The organism is Vibrio sp. YT-19(2023) (assembly GCF_033337395.1).
The window spans coordinates 369,359-387,245 of record NZ_JAWOQN010000001.1 but is presented as its reverse complement, the minus strand read 5'-3'; the positions used below and the strand labels follow the sequence as shown (position 1 = coordinate 387,245).

General features: G+C 45.3%; 15 protein-coding genes. 9 read left to right on the top strand and 6 right to left on the bottom strand.

Features of this window, described 5'->3' with window-relative positions; translation table 11 throughout:
* Positions 1 to 4: 4 nt before the first annotated feature.
* From recB to R7E78_RS01805, 4 genes are all read left to right on the top strand, one after another.
* Positions 5 to 3,679, top strand: coding sequence for an exodeoxyribonuclease V subunit beta (gene recB / locus R7E78_RS01820; protein ID WP_262640593.1), 3,675 nt, complete (start codon positions 5 to 7; stop codon positions 3,677 to 3,679).
* The gene (gene recD, locus R7E78_RS01815; RefSeq protein WP_262640587.1) at positions 3,679 to 5,826 is read left to right on the top strand and encodes an exodeoxyribonuclease V subunit alpha; all 2,148 of its coding nucleotides are present in this window, start codon (positions 3,679 to 3,681) and stop codon (positions 5,824 to 5,826) included. The genes recB and recD overlap by 1 nt, the downstream gene beginning before the upstream one ends.
* A gap of 165 nt (positions 5,827 to 5,991) precedes the next feature.
* Positions 5,992 to 7,002 (top strand): LysM peptidoglycan-binding domain-containing protein, encoded by a 1,011-nt coding sequence (locus tag R7E78_RS01810; protein WP_262640586.1) that lies wholly within the window; start codon positions 5,992 to 5,994, stop codon positions 7,000 to 7,002.
* The gene (locus tag R7E78_RS01805) at positions 6,990 to 7,361 is read left to right on the top strand and encodes a hypothetical protein (protein ID WP_031780957.1); all 372 of its coding nucleotides are present in this window, start codon (positions 6,990 to 6,992) and stop codon (positions 7,359 to 7,361) included. Before R7E78_RS01810 ends, R7E78_RS01805 begins: the two co-directional genes overlap by 13 nt.
* A 48-nt stretch (positions 7,362 to 7,409) precedes the next feature.
* Here R7E78_RS01805 and R7E78_RS01800 read toward each other — a convergent pair whose 3' ends face one another.
* Together R7E78_RS01800 and argA are read right to left on the bottom strand one after the other, a co-directional pair.
* On the bottom strand, positions 7,410 to 7,598 hold the full coding sequence (locus tag R7E78_RS01800) for a hypothetical protein (RefSeq protein WP_005380230.1): 189 nt from the start codon (positions 7,596 to 7,598) through the stop codon (positions 7,410 to 7,412).
* 418 nt (positions 7,599 to 8,016) lie between these two features.
* A complete protein-coding gene (gene argA / locus R7E78_RS01795) occupies positions 8,017 to 9,354 on the bottom strand; it encodes an amino-acid N-acetyltransferase (protein WP_012841478.1) in 1,338 nt (445 codons plus the stop codon).
* Positions 9,355 to 9,516: 162 nt separating this feature from the next.
* Between argA and R7E78_RS01790 the strand changes: the two genes are divergently transcribed.
* The 5 genes from R7E78_RS01790 (at position 9,517) to R7E78_RS01770 (ending at position 13,935) form a co-directional block, all read left to right on the top strand.
* Positions 9,517 to 9,972, top strand: coding sequence for a DUF2850 domain-containing protein (locus R7E78_RS01790; RefSeq protein WP_005380234.1), 456 nt, complete (start codon positions 9,517 to 9,519; stop codon positions 9,970 to 9,972).
* 273 nt (positions 9,973 to 10,245) lie between these two features.
* The gene (gene mltA, locus R7E78_RS01785) at positions 10,246 to 11,349 is read left to right on the top strand and encodes a murein transglycosylase A (RefSeq protein ID WP_012841480.1); all 1,104 of its coding nucleotides are present in this window, start codon (positions 10,246 to 10,248) and stop codon (positions 11,347 to 11,349) included.
* 99 nt (positions 11,350 to 11,448) lie between these two features.
* Positions 11,449 to 12,258, top strand: coding sequence for a tRNA cyclic N6-threonylcarbamoyladenosine(37) synthase TcdA (tcdA, locus tag R7E78_RS01780; protein WP_005380241.1), 810 nt, complete (start codon positions 11,449 to 11,451; stop codon positions 12,256 to 12,258).
* A gap of 19 nt (positions 12,259 to 12,277) precedes the next feature.
* Complete coding sequence (gene csdE, locus R7E78_RS01775) at positions 12,278 to 12,706, top strand: cysteine desulfurase sulfur acceptor subunit CsdE (RefSeq protein ID WP_064368728.1); 429 nt, start codon at positions 12,278 to 12,280, stop codon at positions 12,704 to 12,706.
* A gap of 308 nt (positions 12,707 to 13,014) precedes the next feature.
* Positions 13,015 to 13,935, top strand: a complete 921-nt coding sequence (locus tag R7E78_RS01770) for a GGDEF domain-containing protein (protein WP_262640585.1) — start codon at positions 13,015 to 13,017, stop codon at positions 13,933 to 13,935.
* Positions 13,936 to 13,968: 33 nt separating this feature from the next.
* On the opposite strand, the gene csdA is transcribed toward R7E78_RS01770, so the two are convergent.
* The 4 genes from csdA to R7E78_RS01750 form a co-directional block, all read right to left on the bottom strand.
* Positions 13,969 to 15,180: a cysteine desulfurase CsdA gene (gene csdA, locus R7E78_RS01765; protein WP_262640584.1), complete on the bottom strand. Its 1,212-nt coding sequence runs from the start codon at positions 15,178 to 15,180 to the stop codon at positions 13,969 to 13,971.
* Entirely contained in the window at positions 15,180 to 15,779 is a 600-nt protein-coding gene (locus tag R7E78_RS01760; protein ID WP_006742560.1) for a DJ-1 family glyoxalase III, read from the bottom strand. Before R7E78_RS01760 ends, csdA begins: the two co-directional genes overlap by 1 nt.
* The gene (panE, locus tag R7E78_RS01755) at positions 15,776 to 16,666 is read right to left on the bottom strand and encodes a 2-dehydropantoate 2-reductase (RefSeq protein ID WP_262640583.1); all 891 of its coding nucleotides are present in this window, start codon (positions 16,664 to 16,666) and stop codon (positions 15,776 to 15,778) included. The genes R7E78_RS01760 and panE overlap by 4 nt, the downstream gene beginning before the upstream one ends.
* A 108-nt stretch (positions 16,667 to 16,774) precedes the next feature.
* Positions 16,775 to 17,620: an outer membrane protein OmpK gene (locus tag R7E78_RS01750; protein WP_005391741.1), complete on the bottom strand. Its 846-nt coding sequence runs from the start codon at positions 17,618 to 17,620 to the stop codon at positions 16,775 to 16,777.
* Positions 17,621 to 17,887: the final 267 nt, after the last annotated feature.

Genomic DNA, 17,887 nt, shown 5'->3' with positions numbered 1-17,887 from the left:
TCAAATGTCAGGTGCAGAGTGTCCTCTACATACGTTAGACCGCACAGAGCAGCCTCAACCAACGCCACTAGAACCGATGACGTTCCCTCTGCACGGTGCGAGGTTAATCGAGGCATCAGCAGGTACAGGTAAAACCTTCACTATTGCAGGTTTATATCTGCGTCTTTTGCTTGGTCATGGTAGCGCGGAAACTCGACATCGCGTACCGCTTACGGTCGACCAAATTCTGGTCGTAACCTTTACCGAAGCGGCAACTGCGGAATTACGCGATCGTATCAGGGCAAGAATCCATGATGCGCGAATCGCGTTTGCGCGTGGACAGAGTTCCGATCCGGTGATCCAACCTTTGCTTAATGAGTTTGACGATCACAAGCAAGCCGCAGAAATTTTATTGCAGGCAGAGCGTCAGATGGACGAGGCGGCGGTCTACACCATTCACGGTTTTTGCCAACGTATGCTAACGCAAAATGCGTTTGAATCTGGCAGCCGATTTAATAACGAGTTTGTGACCGATGAAAGCCACCTAAAAGCGCAAGTTGTAGCCGATTACTGGCGCCGCAATTTCTACCCATTGCCATTTACTTTGGCGGGAGAAATCCGCCAGCTATGGGGCTCTCCATCTGCGTTGTTGTCTGACATCAGCAATTACTTAACCGGTGCGCCGTTAAGCCTTTCTGTTCCTGCAATGAAAGGCAGTTTGGCTGATCTTCATACTGAAAATTTGAAAAAAATTGATGTATTAAAAGCACAGTGGCGAGAAAGCCAAGATGACTTCTTCACGCTGATTTCAGATTCAGATATTAACAAACGCAGCTACACCAAAAAGTCTCTGCCGACGTGGTTGGAGGCGGTAAACGCTTGGGCTGCAACGGAAACCACAGGTTACGATTATCCAGACAAGCTGGAGAAATTCGCGCAAAACATCTTGTTGGAAAAAACACCGAAAGGCAGTGCGCCGCAGCATGCGGTATTTGAAGCCATTGAAACATTTCTTGCTAACCCAATCAGCTTAAAAGCGCCACTGCTTGCTCATGCGATTGAGCATTGTCGTGCAATGCTGGCCAACGCGAAAAATCAAAAACAGTGGCTCTCTTTCGATGATTTGCTGACGCAACTTTCTGCTTCTATCGATACGGACGAAAGCGAGCTTTTAGCGGCGCGTATTCGTACTTTGTACCCGGTCGCAATGATTGACGAGTTCCAAGATACCGACCCGCTTCAATACAGTATTTTCAGCCGTATTTATCTGAACAACCCGGAATGTGGTTTGTTTATGATCGGTGACCCCAAGCAGGCGATTTATGGCTTTCGTGGCGCAGACATTTTCACTTATATCAAAGCGCGTAACCAAGTAAGTGCCCACTACACGTTAGGAACCAACTGGCGTTCTAGCGCAGATATGGTGCAGGCGGTAAACCAAGTATTTGCTTTGCCAGACAGTCCATTTATCTATGATTCGGACATCCCGTTCTTACCCGTTAAGTACAGTCCCTATGCCGAAAAACGCATTTGGACTATGGGTGGCCAAAAGCAACCGGCGCTGACTTATTGGTTGCAAGAAGCGGACGATAAACCGCTACCAAAAGGCGAGTATTTGACTCGAATGGCAGAGGCGACCGCAAGCCAAATCCAAACTATTTTGACGCAGGCTCAACAGGGGCAAGCGTGTCTGGTGAATGGCGAAAAACAGAAAGCGGTTCAAGCGGGCGATATCGCGGTATTGGTTCGAACAGGTAGCGAAGGTCGAATGATCAAACAAGCGTTGGCTGATCAAGGCATTGCCAGCGTGTACCTGTCTAACCGAGACAGTGTGTTTACCAGTTCGGTGGCGCAGGATTTACAGCGTTTGCTGCAAGCGGTGCTGACTCCAGAAAATGACCGTGCGCTGCGTGCAAGTCTTGCTTCTGAGCTGTTTGCCCTCGACGCAGCAAGTTTGGATGCACTTAATAACGATGAAATTGTGTGGGAAAACGCCGTAAACGAATTCAAAGAATATCGCAAACTTTGGGTTCAACGTGGTGTGCTGCCGATGTTGCGCGCTGTGATCAGCAAACGCCATATTGCCGAGCGATTACTAGAAGAAGGTGCGAGTTCACAGGGTGAGAATGGTGAGCGAGTACTTACCGATTTAATGCACATCGGTGAACTGCTTCAACAAGCCAGTAATGAACTGGATAGCGACCACGGTCTGCTGCGTTGGCTCGCTCAGTCTATCAGTGATGCGGAAAACGGTTTGGGTGGCAGTGATGACCAAATCCAACGTTTAGAATCGGAACGTAACTTAGTGCAGATCGTAACTATTCACAAATCAAAAGGCTTGGAGTATGACCTCGTGTTTCTGCCGTTTGTGTTCAGCTATCGAGAAGCCAGTGAAGCCAAATATTACGATGCAGCCAATGACCGCACGGTACTGGATATCACTGGCAACGATGCGTCCATGAAGCAAGCGGATAAAGAGCGTTTGGCGGAAGACTTACGCTTGATATACGTGGCACTAACGCGTGCTGTGTATGCGTGTTTTATTGGAGCCTCGCCTTTGCGCAATGGTCGTTCGACCAAAGAGCCAACTGGCGTACACCGCAGTGCGATTGGCTATTTGATTCAGAATGGTCAAGAAGGTGGCATTAACGATTTGCACCAAGGTTTAACAAAGCAACAAGACGAGCTTGATTGTGTCGTCGTGGCCGATCCGCCGCAGAAACTCGAAGAGAAGTACGTAGCGCCACAAGAAGAAGTACACGATCTTAGTGCGAAAGAACTGCAAAACCCTATCGACAGAAACTGGCGCATCACCAGTTACTCTGGCTTGGTCAAGCAAGGCTCTCATCACGCCGAGCATGATGCCACGATTGAGATTACAGGTTTTGATATCGACTCATCTGAAGAACAAGACGAAGCGGATTTGGTGGAGCCAGAGCGTTCGATTTTTACCTTCCCTCGTGGTGCGCGTCCGGGTACGTTCCTGCACAGCCTGTTTGAGGAAATTGAATTTACTCAGCCAGCCACGACGGAAGAGAATACACAAATCATCCTTGGCTTGATGGAAAGCGAACAGCTAGATGAAGAGTGGTTGCCCATTTTACAGCAATTGATTGATACCGTACTCGCAACGCCGTTGGATGGTAAGTCTTTGCTGCTGAATCAAAAAGCACCGTCGCAACGTTTGGTGGAGATGGAATTTTTGCTGCCGATTGAAGTTTTGTCTGCACCGGCGTTAAACCGAGTCATTCAACGTCACGATCCGTTGTCGGCGAAAGCGGGGGATTTAGGTTTCCAAACCGTGCAAGGCATACTCAAAGGTTTTATCGACTTGGTGTTTGAACATCAAGGTAAATACTACGTGCTTGACTGGAAATCGAATCATCTTGGCGACGATGTGACGCACTACCATGGTGAGGCTCTGAAATCGGCGATGGCAGATCACCGCTACGATTTGCAGTACCAGATTTATGCGTTAGCACTGCATCGTTTCCTACGCAGCCGATTGGCGAATTATCAATATGAGCAGCACTTCGGTGGTGTGTATTACTTGTTCTTGCGCGGTATGGATGGGCAGAGTGACCACGGCATTTTTGTCGCGAAACCAACCTTAGACTTCTTACAAGAGATGGATCGTTTGATTGATGGTCAAGCACTTGAAACGCGCTCAACTCAAGCCGGGCAGATGGAGCTACTTTAATGACGACAAATCACAATCTTCATTCTGGCCAAGATAGTCTATTGTTAGTGCTGGAACGCTTGGCGCACAAAGGCGCTATTCGTCAGCTCGACTACCAATTCGCCTGTTTTATTGATTCTCAAACGCATGATGAACAGTCGGACAGCCAAGCACTGGCGTTTATCGCTGGTGTTGTCAGTAGTGAGCTTGGTAAAGGACATATCTGTCTGTCTCTGTGCGATGCACAAGGGCAATCTACGGATTTAGCCAGTAAGCTAGGGCTGTTTGGTGAGTCGGCATTGGCCCTCAACACACAGTTGCAAGGCATAGACTGGATTCAAGTATTAAAAAATTCCACAGTGGTCGGCGCGCAAGGAGAAGCCTTACCGCTGATGTTCGATGGCGAGCGTCTGTATCTGCACCGCTATTGGCATTATGAAGTGACACTGGCGGAAAAGCTCAATCAGTTGGGCGCCGCAGTTAACTTGCAAGCGCAAGAGTTTTCGCGATTATCCGAGTTACTCAACCATTTGTTTGCACGTCAATACCATTTTCTGTTTAACGCGTTAGGCAAAGCAGTAGAAGCGGGAAGCAGCAACCAAGTGTTGCGTCAACAATTGGTGTGTGATCACCTTGATGTGGTCGCAAGCGAATCGTTGGATTGGCACGCCATTGATTCCGTGCTTAGCAATGCGCGCAAGGTTCAGGATTTGCAGCAACTGGATGAGCTGGTGCCACTTTCAGCTTGTGTGAACTGGCAAAAAGTCGCGGCGGCGGTTGCGTTAACTCGTCGATTTGCTGTGATTTCTGGTGGCCCTGGTACGGGTAAAACGACGACAGTAACCAAATTGCTTGCTGCTTTGATTGAACAGGCGACGCACGAGAAAAATCTAACCATCAAGCTGGTGGCCCCGACGGGGAAAGCGGCGGCGCGATTAACCGAGTCCATTGGTAAAGCAGTGCAAGAGCTGCCAGTTTCTCCGGAGCTAAAAGCCAAAATTCCGACTGAATCGAGTACCTTACATCGGTTGCTGGGCGCGATTCCTAATAGCGCAGAATTTCGTCACAACAAGCAAAATCCACTGCATTTGGATATTTTGGTTATCGACGAAGCGTCGATGGTCGATTTGCCAATGATGTACAAAGTGGTCGATGCCTTACCGAAACATGCGCGGCTGATTTTGCTAGGTGATAAAGACCAACTTGCCTCAGTTGAAGCAGGGGCAGTGTTGGGTGATATCTGTTCGTTCCATGCATTGGGTTATGGCAAAGAGCAGGCGTCAGCCATCGCAAAACTGACGGGTTTCGATACTTTAGCCCATACGGGGAACAGTGCCTCCAGCATTGCCGATAGCTTATGTATGCTGCAAAAGAGCTACCGATTTGATGCTCGCTCAGGCATTGGTCAGTTGGCAAAAGCGGTTAACTCAGGTTCTGCTGCGAGCGTAGATAACGTCTGGGCGCGTGACTTTTCCGATATCGAACATTTCGCACTAAGTAGTCAACATTACAACCAAATGATGCAGACGTTGGTGCAGGAATACGGTCGTTACCTCAAACGCATTGGACAACAGGAAACTGATCCTAAAACCGGAGAGCCAGAGTCGCCAACGCACAAAGCCAAAGCGGTGTTAGATACCTTCAACCAATGCCGACTGCTGTGCGCGATCCGTGAAGGTGACTTCGGTGTGACTGGGCTAAACCAACGCATTGAGAAAGCGCTCGCGGCGCGCAAGTTCATTCAGGTTCAGGATGAAATTTGGTATCACGGCAGACCTGTGATGGTTACGCGTAATGATCATGGTTTAGGTTTGTATAACGGTGATATTGGTATTTGCATGCGAGATGACAGTGAAGAAGAACCGCGTTTGAAAGTCTTTTTTGAGTTACCTGACGGCAGTGTGAAATCGGTCTTACCGAGCCGAGTACCTGAACATGAAACGGCTTACGCCATGACCATCCATAAATCGCAAGGCAGTGAATTTGATTACACCCTGATGATTTTGCCACCAGACTTTAGCCCGATATTAACCCGTGAGTTGATTTACACAGGCATTACCCGCGCGAAAAAGCGTTTAGCTCTTTACGCCGAACTTAATGTTCTGAAGCGAGGCATTAAAGTGAAAACCACTCGCGCGAGTGGGTTAGTACAGCGGCTTACCAACTGATTATGGACTTAGTTTATAGTCAGTTTTACCTTTGTTACATGTCAAACTTGGTGATGAGTTGTGTTTTAACAATTCTCTTTCTGAAAGAAAAGTCATTTCAATTGATGTTTTTGAATCTGAAACGTTAACATTATGCGCAATTATGGGCATAAGGATCTGAATGAAATGAATACAACTTACTTTAACAGCGTTAATAGGTATAGCTACATATATAGTGTTAAGCCTGGTGATACTCTTACGAGAATTATATGGAAGTTTTATCATTTTAAGTTTGGAACAGATGGCTATAATTTTGCTCTTGCTCAAATAAAAAAAGACAACCCTAAAATTTCAGACCCTAATTCGATTAAATCTGGTCAATCTATTTACTTGAGAAAGTTGAACGTTTCAAATACCAAGCAATCTGAGTTTTCTTCTAAAATTGCCATTTCAGATCATGATCAAGCGCAATTTGAATCAACGATGAAATCTATGTCGCAAAACGAAAAGGAAGCATTTTGGGCTCTTTCTTGGCTTGATGATAATTGGGGGCCTGCGAGCGCAGGTATCGGTGCTAATTTTGCGTCCATGGGGGCTTTATTAGGAGATAGTGAAAAAGGAAATGTTGCAGAGCTAAAAAAGCTTGATGGTTTATATAGAGATTATAAATCAGGAACGTTTTCGAAAGGGCAGTATGATTATCGCAGGAAAAAACTATTAGAGAATGTAGCAAAAAATCTTGGACCAACTGAGAAGCTTCTCTTTAATGGTAAGAAAGCTCGAGAGGCTATGAGGATATCTAGAAACGGCGGGGTTATGACTACTGCGGCGCTTAAGAAGAATACAGATAGGTTAGCAAAGTTATCAAAAGTAGCAGCTAAAGGCGGCACTGTATTAACTGCAGTTAATATTGGTATTGCCTGCGATCAGATAGCTAGAGCAGACTCTAACGCAAAGAAAAACGAAATATTGGTGGAAACTGCAGCAAGTACAGTAGTTGGTTTAGCTGGCGGGGCCGTTATATCTCTGGTAGTTATGGCTACTCCTGTTGGTTGGATAGGCGCTATCGCTTTAGGGGTTGTCTCTGCCAGTGCTAGTTATGCGTCTGGTAAAGTTGTTGCTGATAAATACAAAGAGTTATATAGCAATATAGACTTAGTTGGTAAGACCAAGGTCGGTGAAGTTTGCAGTTATTAGAAGTTTCTTTTATTACATTTTTTGTTGCAGGTGCTTTGTTAGTTTTTTGGTACCTGATAGTAGGTATTTTGCTTATTGTTATCACGCCGCAAAAAGTAAAGCACTATGCGTATACTAGTGAGCACTATACAGATATTGAGCTTGCTTTAGTTTCTGGATTTCACTTTGGGGCCTTAATACATGGATTAGCTCTTGTTGCCGCAGTTGCATTTCCTAAGTTGGCCAAAAAAAGAAAGCTAACAGATATTCGTAGAGTTTGCCCAAAGTGGTTCATAAGTATTGGGCTAGTGTACTGGACTATTTTAATCTTTATCGTAGTCACTATTTTTGCATCTTTGTTAGCTATGATTTTGTTTTGAATTGATTACGTACGTAAAAGAAGACCGAGCTTATGGCTCGGTCTTCTTTTATGCATGTTTTGCAAACGCATTGGTAAAAGACACGCTGCGTATTTTGTATTGCTGTTGATAAGCAAGAATAAAATCTCGGATAGCGTCATTTACGGGGAAAACACAGTGGACGTCTAGGCCTTCTAAAAACTGATTGTCAGCCATATCCCAGAAGCTTTGAAGCGAATTACAAATGATTGTTCTCATAACAGTGCTCGTCTCGGCTTATTTAAAGTCAGATTAACAACTGTCCTTGGTGTGCAATACGGAGCTAACTAGTTTTTCAATTGCCCAGTATTTTAGGGTGAAGGCTACATTACATCACCTAGATCCATTTCGTATTGGTTAAAAACCAATCACTAGCGAGCAGAGTATAGCCAACCAAATGTATATTTAAAAGATAAAATTGGAACAAAAATCAAGCAATGGTTTGCGCATTTCTAAGTTGGGTTTACATGATGACCCGCTAGTCCGGAGTAGGATTTATGTGTGGCCTTACTCCTAAACAAACTCGTTCCTAAACAAGCTCGATGTGCAGGGTTGAGCGTTAATGAACTGAATCCTGCCCTTTGAGGTTAGTTGGTATAGTGGAACGTTAAGTTTCGCTCCCTGATTTAAGGTTAAGCTATAAATCTAACGCTAAGATTTTGGACTTACGCTGGAAGTTATATAACCCTTGTTTGGCTCCAGGCAAATAGTCGACACTGACTTCGTAAAAACCTTGCTCTCTAAACCAATGCAAACTGTGTGTCGTGAGGACAAAAATCTGATCAATGGTTTCGGATTTAGAACGATGTTTCATGTAGTTGAGCAGTAACAAACCTCGGTTTCCATCACGATAGTCAGGGTGAATCGCTACGCAAGCCATCTCAGCTTTACGTTCCTCTGGGTATGGATAAAGGGCAGCACAGCCAATAATCAAGCCGTCTTTTTCGATGATGGTAAATTTTCCAATCTCTTGCTCTAGCTGTTCTCGAGAGCGCCTAACGAGTACACCTTGTTCTTCTAAAGGGCGAATGAGGTCTAAGATACCGCCAATATCGTCAATATTAGCTTGCCTCACTTGTTCAGCACTCGCCATAACAACTTGGGTACCGATACCGTCGAAAGAGAACAACTCCTGAATTAAGGCGCCATCTACTTTATAACTGATCAAGTGGCTACGAGGTACTCCGGCACGGCAAGCGGCAATAGAGCCTTTAAGAAAGCGCAGTGTCCCAGTGTTGTAATCTAGGTCAGGAGACGTATTTTCAGAAAGCGTTTTGATGACATGCTCCGCCTCAATTGGTAGTAACTCGGCGACAGCATTGCCGTTGTCATCAATGACACCTTGTTCGGAGCAAAAACCAATCAGCTTATCCGCACCCAGCTTTATCGCTAGTTGGGTGGCGACTTCTTCCGATAATAAATTGAAGCACTCGCCAGTCACAGAGCTAGCAATGGGGCCAAGTAGCACAATAGAGCCTTGGTCTAGCGTGCGGTTGATAGCATCGGTGTCAATGCGGCGAATACGTCCACTATGGCAATAGTCCACACCATCATCAACGCCGAGTGGTTGGGCAATGATGTAGTTTCCGCTAACGACATTGAGCTGGGTACCTGCCATCGGAGTATTGTTGAGGCTCATTGATAGGCGCGCAGTAATTGCAAGCTGAAGTTGTCCGGCAGCTTGCATAACAACAGATAAAGCCGATTCATCCGTAATGCGGATATTTTTGTGGTAAGGCGTAGTGAGGTCTTGTTTTTCTAGCAGCTGATTAATTTGAGGACGTGCACCATACACCACAACGACTTTGATTCCGAGGCTGTGCATGAGTGCGATATCATTTATAATATTGCCAAAATTTTTGTGTGCGACGGCTTCTCCGCCCAGCATGATCACCATGGTTTTTCCGCGGTGAGCATTGACATAAGGTGTTGATTGACGGAATCCTTTTACGAGAGCAGTACTACGAATTTTCACTACAGCCATTCCTTTGTTTAATTATGTCAAAATAATGCCTTTTTATTCACTTGGTGGCAAGGTGAAATTTTGGAATAAAGCACAAACATATTGAGGTAGGTTCTTGGTCCCGTTAAGAGGGAAGGTTACAATGGTGGCGTCTTTCCTCAATACGTGAACCTCATGTCTTCTGCTGTTAATAAGAATGCTGCGATCACTGCTTCAAATCTGTCAAAAACGTCATCTAAATCAATGCTTCGTAAGTGGCTAGAGCGTTCTCTCATGCTTATAGCGATAGTTGGAACCGTTGTCGTGTGCATGCTGTATAGTGATTTGATTACTCGAACCATTAATCCGCCCATTCCCAAATCGACAATTTATGGTCGCTGGGTTGAGCAAGATGTTGCGCCTTATGCTCGTGAAGAATTTGTGTTGAGTGAGCGCGGTGTTACCGTAAATGGTTCTACAGTGGCGACCAGTTTTGAATTCGATGGGGATTCGTTTTCGTATCGAGTGGGTTCAAATGAGCGGCACTTCAATTTTGTGGGTAAGCAGCATGCAGAAATGAAGCTGGATGCCAATGCTCATTATCTACCTGTATTCCGTTTAGAGGGGCGTGCAAGGATAGCGGTAAGATAGTCGTTTTTATTATTGTCTTTTAAGCAGAGCTCTCTTGCGTCTGTGAGCCATATGGATGATCACAATTTCATCTCTCAATCAGTAAATTTTACTTCCAAACATAATCCGGACAATTCCGTAATTCTTCCGCTGTTATCATGTTGCATTAACTGAATGAATTTACAACGAGTAAACGGATTGGCTTAGCGTTGAAACATTTTGTCGTTGCTTTTCAATTGCACCGTAAGCATTTGTTTACCATCCTTTTGCTATTCTCTTTTACGGAAAAGACACGTGTTAAAAAAACTCCTTCCTATTATCTCTTTGAGCCTACTCTTTGGCTGTGCTCAACAAAATGATCGTGCTCAGCAATATCTTGATGGTGAGTTTCCTCAGATCCTCAATCAAGTGGATGTGGTTGAGTCTAACAAACCACGCGATTTTACTGAATTTAACAAGCAAGCTGAGCAAGTGGTGATAAAGTCACCATCCATGGCGAAGATGTACCAACCGCTATATCAACGATTAAGTGAGTGGGCGCAACAGAGCGGAGATACCAGTGCGTTGAGTGCGTTTGGCATTCAAGCCGCGCAATTGGGTGGTGGTGATAAAAAAGGTAATGTGCTGTTTACCGGATACTTTTCTCCCGTGATGGAGCTGCGTCATACACCAAACGACATTTTTAAGTACCCAGTTTATGGCAAGCCAAACTGCTCATCAGATTGTCCGACTCGTGCGGAGATCTACAACGGGGCATTAGATGGCCAAGGTTTAGTGCTAGGTTATGCGCCTAACCGTATTGACCCGTTTATGATGGAAGTGCAGGGCAGTGGCTATGTGCATTTTGAAGATGATGATACGTTGGAGTACTTCGCGTACGCAGGGAAAAATAATAAAGCTTACGTTAGTATTGGCCGCATTTTGATTGAACGTGGTGAAGTGCCGCGTGAAAAAATGTCTCTCAAAGCGATTAAAGAATGGGTAATGGACAACGACGACGCAACAGTACGCGAGTTGTTGGAGCAAAACCCTTCTTACGTCTTCTTTGCGCCAAAAGCGGAAGCGCCAGTAACGGGGTCGGCTGGTATTCCTTTGTTGCCAATGGCCGCGGTCGCGGGTGACCGTTCTATCTTACCAATGGGCACACCAATCTTGGCGGAAGTACCATTGCTGAATGCGGATGGTACGTGGAGCGGTGCGCATCAACTGCGAATGCTGATCGTTTTAGACACTGGTGGTGCGGTAAAACAGAACCATTTGGATCTGTATCATGGTATTGGTGCGAGAGCGGGAACGGAAGCAGGGCACTACAAGCATTTTGGTCGAGTGTGGAAACTTGGGCTGGAAAACTCACCAACTCAAGCGCCTTGGGCTTTACCGCCAGAAAAGCTACAATAGCGACCCAAGAAAGAGGAACCGCCTCTTATCTAGACATTTCATCAAAGAGTGCGTATAAATCGCACTCTTTGTTTTTCTATCGATCATCTGGACTTCAATATGCGTGAACTCGATACCCCAGCATCTGACAGCTACAATCAACGCTTTGGCGGCACTCGTCGTCTTTATGGCAACAGTGAAGTGGACATTCTTCGCGCTGCACACGTTTGTGTTATTGGTATTGGTGGCGTGGGTTCATGGGCGGTCGAAGCGCTGGCCCGTACTGGGATCGGTGAGTTGACTCTGATTGATATGGATGATGTTTGTGTCACGAATATTAACCGCCAAATTCATGCGATGACGGGCACCGTTGGCCAAAGCAAAATTGAAGTGATGGCCGAGCGTGTCAAATTGATCAACCCAGAGTGTAAAGTCAATCTGATTGATGATTTCATCACGCCAGACAATCAACATGAGTACTTAAGCAAAGAGTTTGATTACGTGCTAGATGCGATTGACAGCGTAAAAGCGAAGGCGTCTTTGTTGGCGTATTGCCGCAGCAACAAGATCAAAGTGATCACTACGGGGGGCGCTGGTGGTCAGGTTGACCCAACGCAGATCATGGTCGCTGATTTAACGAAAACGATCCAAGATCCTCTAGCGAAGAAAATCAAAGACACTTTGCGTCGTCATCATAACTTCCCTAAGAATCCGGCTCGTAAGTTTGGTATTGATTGCGTGTTTTCAACCGAGCAGCTGAAGTATCCTCAAGCAGACGGTTCAGTGTGTGGTGTGAAGTCGACAGCGGAAGGCCCAAAACGTATGGATTGTGCTAGCGGTTTTGGTGCGGCGACTGTTGTAACTGCAACGTTTGGCTTTGTCGCGGTATCGCGAATCGTTGAGAAGTTGATTTCAAAATATAAGAAGTAAACTAGAAGAAGAGCGCATCATGACAGATTTTCCCGTTTCTCCATTTGGTACAGATATCACCAGCGAAGATATTGTAGCGACTATGCAACAATTTCAAGGCTGGGAAGATCGCTACCGTCAGGTTATTCAGTGGGGTAAAAAGCTGCCACAAATGCCAGAAGAGCTGAAATCAGAACAAGTTACCGTTTCGGGTTGTGAAAGCTTGGTGTGGTTAGTGAGCCAAGAGCAAGATGGCGTTTGGCATTTTTGTGCGGACTCCGATGCGCGTATCGTCCGTGGATTGATTGCCTTGGTGATGGCGGCTTATGACGGAAAAACGGCCGATCAAATTCAAGCATTTGATATTGATGCTTATTTTGGTCAACTGGGGCTTGTCTCCCATTTAAGCCCGTCACGTGGTAATGGCTTGAAAGCTATTGTAGAGCAGATTAAGCAAACCGCCGTGTAATGAGTCATTTTCCCAATTCTTAAAAACGCCGAATAGCCTAGCTGTTTGGCGTTTTTTGTATCTGAGTTGAGATATTTTTTGCATATGGATAAAAAATATGCAAATGGTCGACTATTTTAGCGTTAATTAACCATTCTATTGATCCTGGTTCATTATATTGCCCACTTGGTTTTTATAAACTCAATTGTATTTAAAATTTGTCTATATTAGATAATAGACATATGCCCCATTCGCTCCTATTCCCCAATGTGGAAACACACTTGGAAGCGATTGGGTTACTTAGATACAAATGCTAGGAACCTCCCTATATGCAATTCACCTTGGAACATGCGCAAGACGTGTTATCCGGAATGCCAGACCCCACTTTTATTCTGAGTGAAGATGGTATCTATATTGATGTTTTTGGAGGAACAGATAAAAAAGCCTATCACGATGGAAGTAATTTGATAGGTGAGACGCTGCACAGCGTACTCGAGAAAGATAAAGCCGACTGGTTTATCGAGCAGATCAGTCGATCACTGAAACAAGACAGTATTGTGACGATCGAGTACAAGATGTGCGCCGACAGCATTCAGGGAATAGATGCTAACAGTGGGCCAAGAGGCGACCTATACTACGAAGGCAAGATCTGCCCACTCGCTATAAAATACCGAGGTCGTCGCGTTGTCCTTATTCTTACACGCAACATCTCCAATCGCCACCGAGTTGAAACCCTTCTTCGCCATCAAAGCCAAATTGATGCTCTTACCAACATCTACAATCGACGTGTCTTTTTCGAAAAGCTCACAGAAGAGGTCATTAAAGCTCAAGAGCCGAACTATCACTCCGCGTTGTTATTGTTTGATTTGGACTTTTTTAAAGTCATCAATGATAAACGTGGTCATGATGCGGGGGATTATGTCTTAGAGACCTTAGCTGATTTGGTTTCTCACTTACTCGTCAAAGACGAAATTTTTGCAAGAGTCGGAGGGGAGGAGTTTGCGATTATTTTGCCAGAAACTTCTCTGTCGGCGGCGAAAGAGGTAGGAGAGGAAGTACGTTCCCACATTCAAAATTGTCAGTTCGAATTTGAAAAGGTTGAAATTCCGGTCACGGTGAGTGTAGGCGTGGTGGAAATAGGCAGAAATGAAACCACCAAACGTTTGTATGCGCATGCAGATAAAGCGCTTTATGCTGCGAAAAGAAATGGCAGAAATTGCGTGGCGACTCTGGATAGGCAGATGGAGTAACCTTGTTGGTTACTCCAAATCAAACCGTTGGCGTTATAGCATGTCGACGGCTTTTTCTACGGCGGCGATGAGTCTTTCCACATCGCTCGTCGTGTTATAAATACCAAAAGAGACGCGTACCGTGCCTTTCACATTTAGCGCATCCATCAATGGGTGAGCGCAGTGGTGTCCTGCTCGTACCGCAATGCCTTGTTGATCGAGCAGCGTCGCAATATCTTGGTGATGAACGCCGTCCATGACGAACGTCAGTACAGAGGCATTCGGTTGATAGCCTAGAATATGAATGTCATCCAAAGCGCTTAGTGCTTGGTAGGCCTTATCCTGAAGCGCATGGAGATGAGTCTCTACTTCATGATGGTCAAAACCTTGGTACCACTCAATGGCTTTCGCTAGAGCAATCGCGCCCGCAACGTTTGGTGTGCCCGCTTCAAATTTACCAGGAAGTGCAGAAAACGTCGTTTTTTCGAAAGAAACGCGTTCAACCATTTTACCGCCGCCGTGCCATGGTGGCATGGCTTCCAAAAGTTCAAGCTTGCCGTATAAAACCCCAATGCCTGCTGGTGCATAAAGTTTGTGACCTGAGAAAACGTAGAAATCGATATCTGATGCCGATAAATCAAGTTGCTCATGTACGATGCCTTGCGCGCCATCAACTACAACAACCGCGCCAACGTTGTGCGCCAGTTCAGTGATTTTTTCGATAGGTTGGCGTGTGCCTGTTACGTTGGTTATTTGTGCGCAAGCAACAATTTTACAGCGGTCAGACAGAAGCGCCTCAAATGCACTGATGTCGAACTGGCAATCTGATGTCATCGGAACTTTAATGACTTTAGCACCCGTTTGCTCTGCCACGATTTGCCAGGGCACGATGTTGGCGTGGTGCTCCATCTCGCTAATTAAGATCTCATCACCTGGTTGTAACGTGCTACGGGCGTAGGTTTGAGCAATTAAGTTCAGTGCTTCGGTTGCGCCCCGTGTCCAAATGATTTCCTTAGAGCTGTTTGCACTAATAAAGCTTGCCACTCGTTCTCGTGCCGCTTCAAATTGGCTGGTGGCATTAGCCGTTAAACTATGGCTGCCGCGGTGAACATTGGCATTTTGCGCACTGTAGTAATGACTGATGACATCAATCACACATTGCGGTTTTTGCGTTGTCGCTGCGCTATCTAGATACACTAAGGGCGTATCGTTGACGGATTGGTTTAGAGCAGGAAATTGCTCGCGTACAGCATTTACGTCAAACATTATTCTTCACCAAGCTTGTGGTAGTGCAGAGTAGGCAGAGGGATCATTGGTTCAGCAACTGACCATGCGTGTTTTTTACCTGAGAGTTGAATGATTACTTCCATTGCGAACTCTAAAGCTGTACCCGGACCTTGACTAGTGATCAGGTTGTGGTTGATATCAAAGGTCACGCGTTTGCTGCGCCACTTCTCTTCCGGGATATGTGACTGAAAGCTCGGGTGACAGGTCATCAGTGATTGTGGGAAAAGATCATGGTGTTGCAATACCAACGCTGGTGCTGCGCAGATAGCAGCAACCAATTTTCCCTCGTAGATGTGCTGCTTAAGGATTTCTATCATCACCGTACTATCACGGAAAATTTCTGCACCACCAACACCACCAGACAGTGCTATGGCATCAAACTCATCATCAGCGATATCGACTAGCTTACAATCTGCCGTTAATGTGACTCCGCGAGAAGCTTTCATCGTCAATGATCCATCAAAAGCAGCACTCGCTACCGTAACGTCATAACCCGCGCGAACCATCATGTCGATGACGGTGACGGCTTCCATTTCTTCGGTGCCTGGAGCGATTGGCACTAAGATTTTCTTACTCATTGTTCTGTCCAGCTTTGTTCTATTTGTTTGATGCGTTGGTAAAGTTTTAAATTATCAGGCGTATTGATGCGATGTTTCTCGGCAGCTTTTAACAAGTATCCGGTTATAAAATCAATTTCTGTTCGACGCTGATGGAATACGTCTTGTCTCATTGAAGAATAGTTCTCAGCTGTGGCGTTCACCACTTGCATTACCGTATCGAAAAGAGAGCGAAACTCGATAGCAATACCTTCTTTACTCATTACTTCAACCAGTTCTTGAGTGATGCTTTCAAGTTGTATCTTAAACTCGGGCTTCGCAAGTTCACCATTCTTGCACTGGTGAATCGCAGTCAGTGGGTTAATCGCGCAGTTAATTGCTAACTTAGTCCATAACGCAGATTGTATGTGTGGATTCCAAATGGCCTCTGGAAGGGCATGATGCATAACATCTTGCAGAAAAGCGCACTGCATTCCTTTGTCATTATAACCACCCACTTGCGTTGTTCCGTGACCGGTATGCAATACGTGTTGGTTATCTGGTTTGTATGCGCCGTGCGTCGTTGTTGCGAGCACTATCGGATTGTTTGGCACAACCTTCTCCAAGGCAGAGGCAGTACCCATACCATTGTGCATCAGCATGATAATCGTGTCTGTATTGATATGAGGGAGTAAAGGCTGAATGGCGTCTTCCACTTGCCAAGCTTTTACCGTGATCAAAATGAGGTCCGCTTGATTTACGGAGGAAAAATCTTGATTACTGAATGCGATTGCGGGTGTGTGATCCAACTGAAGTGATTGTTGGCTTTCAGAACTTCTTCCCCACAATGAAACATTGTGCCCGGCAAGCTTAAATTTTGTTGCCCAGAGTGAGCCCACCGCACCTGGACCGAGGATAAGGATATTCACCAAACGCTCTCATTAAAAAGGTTTGCTGCAAGGATAATGAGGGAAAAAAGGAAAGCAAATAAAAATGGCGCCGAAAGGCGCCATTTTTGAGCAAACTTAGTGGTTCAATTAGAACTTGTAAGTTACAGCTAGGTAGTGGCTTACACCAGTCGATTCTAGCTCAACACCTGGAGCAACTTGTAGACCGTCTTTTACGCCATATACTTCTTTGTATGCTTTCAGGCCGTAACCAACCGCGAAGCGATCTGAGTGCCAGTAAATGCCGTTGAACATTGCACCACCGTTTGACGCGGTAGTACCAAATTTGTTACCAGCATCATCATCCATACCGAATTGGTAATCAATGTAACCTTGGTAAGAAATGAATGAACCATTGTCGAAGAAGTAGAATGGTTTGAACCAGTTAGTCGAGATTTGGAAACCGTTCCAACCTTTGTTGTTGCCATCGTAAGTGCTGTATAGGTTTAGGCCGATTTTACCTAACCAAGGAACCATTACATCAGAACCTAAACCGATTTTCTGGTTGTTTACACCACCGTTGTTACCGCCCCATTCCATTAGAGATGCAATGTATAGCTCTTGAACTGGACCGAAAGATAGGTCTTTACCAGTTACTGCATCTAGAGACATACGTGGTGCAAATTTCATGAACATCTTGTCAGGAGCGCCGTTCTCAATTGACTTATCTTGGTTATCTTTAGTCGCTAGGTTAAATACGTCTACGTAACCGTATAGGTCGAAAATACCAGAGCGACCGCCAAATTCCATTTCTAGGTAATCGTGAGCGTTGTCGTCAGCGCCTTTAACTCGTGGCATTTCATCAATTGAGTACATGTAGTTGAACTGCATCCACTTGTAATCGTTTTTGTGGATATCGCCGTCAGAGTAATCTGCCGCCATAACTGGAGCTGAAGTAGCCGCTAGAAGGCTAAGAGCTAAAAGTGATTTACGCATAAGGGGACTCTCTATGTTTGTAATGATTCAGAACACGCAATCTATGCTGCGCTTTCCAATTGGCGGGAATAATAGCGATAAAAATCCCAAATGAAAGTGATAAAGGGTGCAAAATTGAACGTTTTTGGTGAGTTGTGTCACGAAATTATCTTTATTTACGGAACTTTTTGTTTGTTGCATTTGATTGCAATAAATGTGTGATTTGGATCGTTTGCGTAAGCGATTTTATGACTTTTTAAGCCAGTCGATTAACCAACATAAATCGTT